Here is a 5260-nt window from a genome sequence, read left to right on the forward strand (position 1 = left end):
TTCTTCAAGATCGAAGAGGCGGGCACGAAGTACACGGAAAGCTTTTTCTTTGTTTTTAATCTGAGATTTTTCATCCTGCATTGAAACAGTGATCCCTGTAGGTAAATGGGTCATACGAACAGCTGACATAGTCGTGTTAACCGATTGTCCACCAGCACCTGATGATGCAAAAGTATCTACACGAACTTCTTTTTCGTGAATCTCTACGTCTACTTCTTCCGCTTCTGGAAGAACTGCAACTGTTGCAGTAGATGTATGAATACGGCCACCTGACTCAGTTTCTGGAACACGTTGCACGCGGTGTGCACCATTTTCGTATTTCATCTTAGAATAGGCATTATTACCATTAATCATAAAGATGATTTCTTTATATCCGCCTAAACCCGTTGGATTCGATTCCATAACCTCGATTTTCCAGCCTTGTGTTTCAGCGAATCGGCTGTACATACGGAAAAGATTCCCTGCAAATAACGCTGCCTCATCTCCACCCGCAGCCCCACGGATCTCCATAATAACGTTTTTGTCATCGTTCGGATCTTTCGGGATCAACAAAATACGTAAACGCTCTTCTAGCTCAGCAATCTGCCCTTCTAGCTCGTTCACTTCTTCCTTCACCATTTCACGCATATCTGCATCTAGCTTCTCATCAAGCATTTGCTTTGCATCCTGGTATTGGCTTTTAACATCCTTATATTCTCTATATGCATCCACTGTCGCCTGTAGATTCGATTGTTCCTTTGAATACTCTCTTAGCTTGTTCGTATCATTCACTACATCTGGATCACTAAGCAATTCATTTAAATTATTATAACGGTCTTCTACCGATTGTAATCGATCAAACATCGTGCTCACCTCGTTCATTTATATGTCTAATAGTACTATTATAAAGAAAAAGCGTAGCGCTTGCTACTTTTTCTATTTTAAAGGGCCTTTATGCTAATGAAAGAATACATACCTATTCTACTTCAGTAAAGCGCTCGCGAAGATACAATTTCGCTCGCCATCCGCCGGTTTACGGATTGATAGCTCAACTGGACAGGTGGGAAAGTTTATGGCTTTCTGCAAGGTTCTCGCTTATCTACGCAAGGTTCTCGGCTTTCTGCAAGGTTCTTGCTCATTTCCGCAAGGTTTATGCCCGTCTCCGCAACGTTCTTCGCCATCTCTGCAAGGTTTCGCTTCTTCTCCGCAAGGTTCTCTATATTGTATTAGAAATACCTACTCCTGTTCACTGAGTAAGCGGTGGATTGGAGTGGCATTTGCGACAAACTGGATAATAGGAGTCATTTCCACCGATTTGAATTTGTTCTCCTGTATATACTGGTTGGCCGCTCTCATCCACTCGTAAGTTCATGATTGCTTTGCGATGGCAGAACCAGCATATCGTTTTCATTTCTTCGATTTTATCCGCATAGATCAGCATATATTTACTGCCCTCGAACATTTCGTTTTGGAAGTCATTCTTTAAGCCAAAGCCCATGACAGGGATATTTAGTTCATCTACAATTTGTGTAAGCTGAAGAACATGCTCTTTTTTTAAGAATTGCACCTCATCGATTAACACGCAATATGGTTTCGGATCTATTTCTTTTACTACTTCATATAGGTTCGTTTCATCATAAATTGCAGTGGCCTTTCTCTTCAAACCAATTCGGCTAGAGACGTGTCCCACCTCATCACGAGTATCAATACCAGGTGTGAAAATAACGACTGGTTTATTTTGTTCTTCATAATTATGGGCTACCTTTAAAATTTCAATTGATTTTCCACTGTTCATCGCACCATGCTTAAAAAATAGTTGAGCCATGATATATCTCCTTACTTATCGACTATGTATTTTGCTTCTATCTATTTATATCATACGGGTGTATTCCCCGAAACTATTTTAAAGGAATTGTCACAAGAAAAGCGCAACCGCCTATCTCTGCCTAGACATCAATTTATCCACAGGTTCAAAATTTTATAAATTCCTAAACAATAAACAAAAATACCTGCAAAGCACTAAGTGCTCTGCAGGTACTTTGTTATTAGTCTTGAGTTTCTTCTTTAATTCCGTATTTTTTGTTGAAGCGATCAACACGGCCATCCGCAGCTGCGAATTTTTGACGTCCAGTATAGAATGGGTGACATTCGTTACAGAACTCGACTTTAATGTCTGATTTTACAGAACCAGTTGTGAATGTGTTACCACATGAACATGATACTGTTGCTTCTTTGTAATCGGGATGAATTCCTGCTTTCATCTCTATCTCTCCTCTCGCCCTGAACCATCTGGAACAGAGTTGGTTATGGAACTGATACCTTACACGATCCGATTGATGTCAATCGCATATGTAGCAGAAATGTATAAACTTACGTTTCATATAATAACATGTCTTCACGTTCTAGACAAGTCATTAGTTTTTGTTTAATGACTTGTCTTAGATGTTATTTTGGAAACTTGGAGTGTCTGTACAAAGTGTTTTCGTCTATACACGCTAAGAACTAAGCCTATTAAGAAAGCATTGAGGACGGTTGGCATAAATCCATAGCTAAAAAACGGTAGTGATATCGATACAATTGGAACTAACCCAACTGTCATTCCAATGGCATAGATGAATTGTGTGGAGAAAATTGTAATACATCCTGTAATGAATAATCTTCCGAAGGAGTCCTTCACGGAAGAAGTAATGTGTAAAAAGCGCATAATCACTAAGCTTAGTATTATAAATATTCCAATTGCCACAGCTAAACCATAGGATTGAATTAGATGTCCAAACACTAAATCTGTATGTGCTTCAGGTAGATTATAAGTCGTTCCTGCCCCAAACCATTTAGCTCCTTGTAGTAAATCTGTAAGCAATACATTCATATATCCTGCACCTTCAGCGTAACCTGCTGGATTTAAGAAGCCCAATAGACGGTCTATCTGGTATTTTGCGATACTTCCATTTTGATAGCTGAACCACGTAAATATAATAAAGCTAATGATTAAAGCTGCCACAGCTCCAGTAACTATACTTTTTTGCTTTCTTGAAAACTTACTTTTCAAGAATAACACCGCAACAAGAGCTCCGTATATTAATAAAATTGACAAGTCCGCATTAAAGCTAAATAAAATAAATGAAAGTCCAACTAATACAATCGCTTTCCATAAGGCAAAATTCTTTTTTGAAAACAAAGCTGCCCAGGCAATACAGTAAAGTGGAATCGCCATCCAAACCTTCAAACTAATAAATCCAACTTGGATCATTACTTTCCCGTTTACTTGTGCATTGTAAAAACTGTATAAAAATATTATAAATAAGGAAGCAATGCCGAAAAAAACATAACCCAATTGTGCAAACTTTCGATAATCCAAAAACATTAATCCAAGAGCAACACCAAAGCCTAAGATAATATGAATTACATGATTAGATAAAAACGCAGGAATCATATGACCATATCTGTACTCATAATGCGGTTGATTCAAAGCCACAATTGGCAAAAAGCTTAGTAATAATATTCCAATGAGTAAGGAGAGAAGCAGCCAATCTATTTTAGGCTTGTGGATATCATTTAATGATTTACCGAGCACGGTAGGACTGCCCATTTCGGAAGCAGCTTTACCCTCTGCCTCCTTTTCCGTATATCCTTTTGTCATCCAAGACATCTTCGAGTGTTCCATATGATTAGCTAGCTCAGCTTCCACATAACTTTTTGCCTCTTTAGAGCGAATATGTGCAATAACTGACTGTAAATATTCTTTAATGCTCATCTGTAGTCACCTCGTGAAATAACTGCCTTAGTGAGAAACGAGTTGCTGGAGAAGGATGCTTTTTCTGTAATAGCTTATGTCCTTTTTTCGATATTCTATAATACTTTTCTCCTTCAGTCCAAAAGGATTCTAGCTCACCGTTTTGTTCTGCCAGATGAAGTGAGGTATATACAGCTCCTTCATTAAATCTAATAGATTTTTCTCCTTTTATATGTAGAAGCTCCGCTAACTCACTCCCCGTCTTGGATTCTACTAAAAGAGGTAAAATCTCTTCTGTTAAAGCAGCTGGAGTGAGTTGTTTAATTTGGTCATTTACTTTTTGGCGATGTACCTCTGAAAATTGCAGATGCTCAAATGTAGTATTTTTCATAGCTTTTTTTAAGCCCTTCAATCGTTCTTCCATTCAGATCCCTCCAATGTATTCTTTAATAGAAGTTTTCCTTTGCGTAGCCTCGTCTTAATGGTATTTTCATTAAGCTGCAAAACGGCTGCTGCTTCCTTCATGGTCAGTTCTTCAAAATAAGCTAAGTAAATTACTTCACGATATTTAATAGGTAAGCTCATGACTGCCGCTGCAAGCGATGCATCCTCATCTTGCTGGACAATGATTTGTTCTACACTTGAAGACAATGTAGCTCTATTTAGAAACGCATCTTCTGTTATCCTAACATTTTTGTTATACCAGCTTTTTAAATAGTCCTTGGCATGATTGATGGCAATGCGCCATAACCATGTTTTAATAGATGATCGTCCTCTATAGCTCGGTAACCCTTTGTAGCATTTCACAAAAATCTCTTGTGTTAAATCCTCAGCAATCGTTTCGTTATGTACGTAAGCATAGACTAGCTGCAATATATCCTGACCATGTGTACTCATCAGTTCATCGATGAGCTGCTCATAATTCTCAGATTTAGTATCCCCCATTAGCATTCGCTCCACCGTTGTCCCCCCTTTTGCACATTAGACGAGTGTGCAGTTAGAAAAGTTTTCATTTATGAAATTATTATTTAAAAACATCAAAAAAGGAGACTCAGGACTGTTGCCTTGAGTCTCCATTTATTTATGGAAGTTATTAGTTCAATTATAGTGACACTTTACCACTACGATGTGCTTTCATTTCTTCACTTAATTGCTCGAAGAAGCCTTCGTTTGTTTTCGTTAAGCGAAGTTTTTTCAAGAAACGCTCTCCAAAATCGTGAGAGTCAGAGAAGGTTTTACGAATTGCCCATAGTTTATCTAATTGGTCCTTAGGTATTAGCAATTCTTCTTTTCTTGTTCCGGAACGACGAATATCAATAGCTGGGAATATACGGCGCTCTGCTAGGCTACGATCTAAGTGAAGCTCTAGATTTCCTGTACCTTTAAATTCCTCGTAAATCACTTCATCCATTCGTGAACCAGTATCTACTAAAGCAGTTGCTAAAATAGTTAAGCTTCCGCCCTCTTCGATATTACGCGCAGCACCGAAGAAGCGTTTGGGACGATGGAATGCAGCAGGGTCAATACCACCAGATAACGTACGTCCAC

General features: G+C 38.5%; 6 protein-coding genes and 1 pseudogene. All 7 read right to left on the reverse strand.

Going from position 1 to position 5260, the window contains the following annotated elements; genetic code table 11:
• A partial coding sequence (prfA, locus tag AC06OU_RS03020) for a peptide chain release factor 1 (RefSeq protein ID WP_475853886.1) occupies window positions 1–843 on the reverse strand: 843 nt, incomplete at its 3' end.
• Between the two features lie 382 nt (window positions 844–1225).
• Window positions 1226–1804: a thymidine kinase gene (locus AC06OU_RS03025; protein WP_169359456.1), complete on the reverse strand. Its 579-nt coding sequence runs from the start codon at window positions 1802–1804 to the stop codon at window positions 1226–1228.
• A 220-nt stretch (window positions 1805–2024) separates the two neighbouring features.
• Complete coding sequence (rpmE, locus tag AC06OU_RS03030; RefSeq protein ID WP_169359455.1) at window positions 2025–2240, reverse strand: 50S ribosomal protein L31; 216 nt, start codon at window positions 2238–2240, stop codon at window positions 2025–2027.
• A 164-nt stretch (window positions 2241–2404) separates the two neighbouring features.
• Complete coding sequence (locus tag AC06OU_RS03035; protein WP_475853889.1) at window positions 2405–3733, reverse strand: FtsW/RodA/SpoVE family cell cycle protein; 1329 nt, start codon at window positions 3731–3733, stop codon at window positions 2405–2407.
• Entirely contained in the window at window positions 3723–4136 is a 414-nt protein-coding gene (locus tag AC06OU_RS03040; protein WP_475853891.1) for a helix-turn-helix transcriptional regulator, read from the reverse strand. The genes AC06OU_RS03035 and AC06OU_RS03040 overlap by 11 nt, the downstream gene beginning before the upstream one ends.
• Window positions 4121–4663, reverse strand: coding sequence for a sigma-70 family RNA polymerase sigma factor (locus AC06OU_RS03045; RefSeq protein ID WP_475853893.1), 543 nt, complete (start codon window positions 4661–4663; stop codon window positions 4121–4123). Before AC06OU_RS03045 ends, AC06OU_RS03040 begins: the two co-directional genes overlap by 16 nt.
• Before the next feature lie 151 nt (window positions 4664–4814).
• Window positions 4815–5260, reverse strand: a pseudogene (locus AC06OU_RS03050) (transcription termination factor Rho); the annotation flags it as partial.

It is taken from the genome of Psychrobacillus sp., assembly GCF_056205495.1.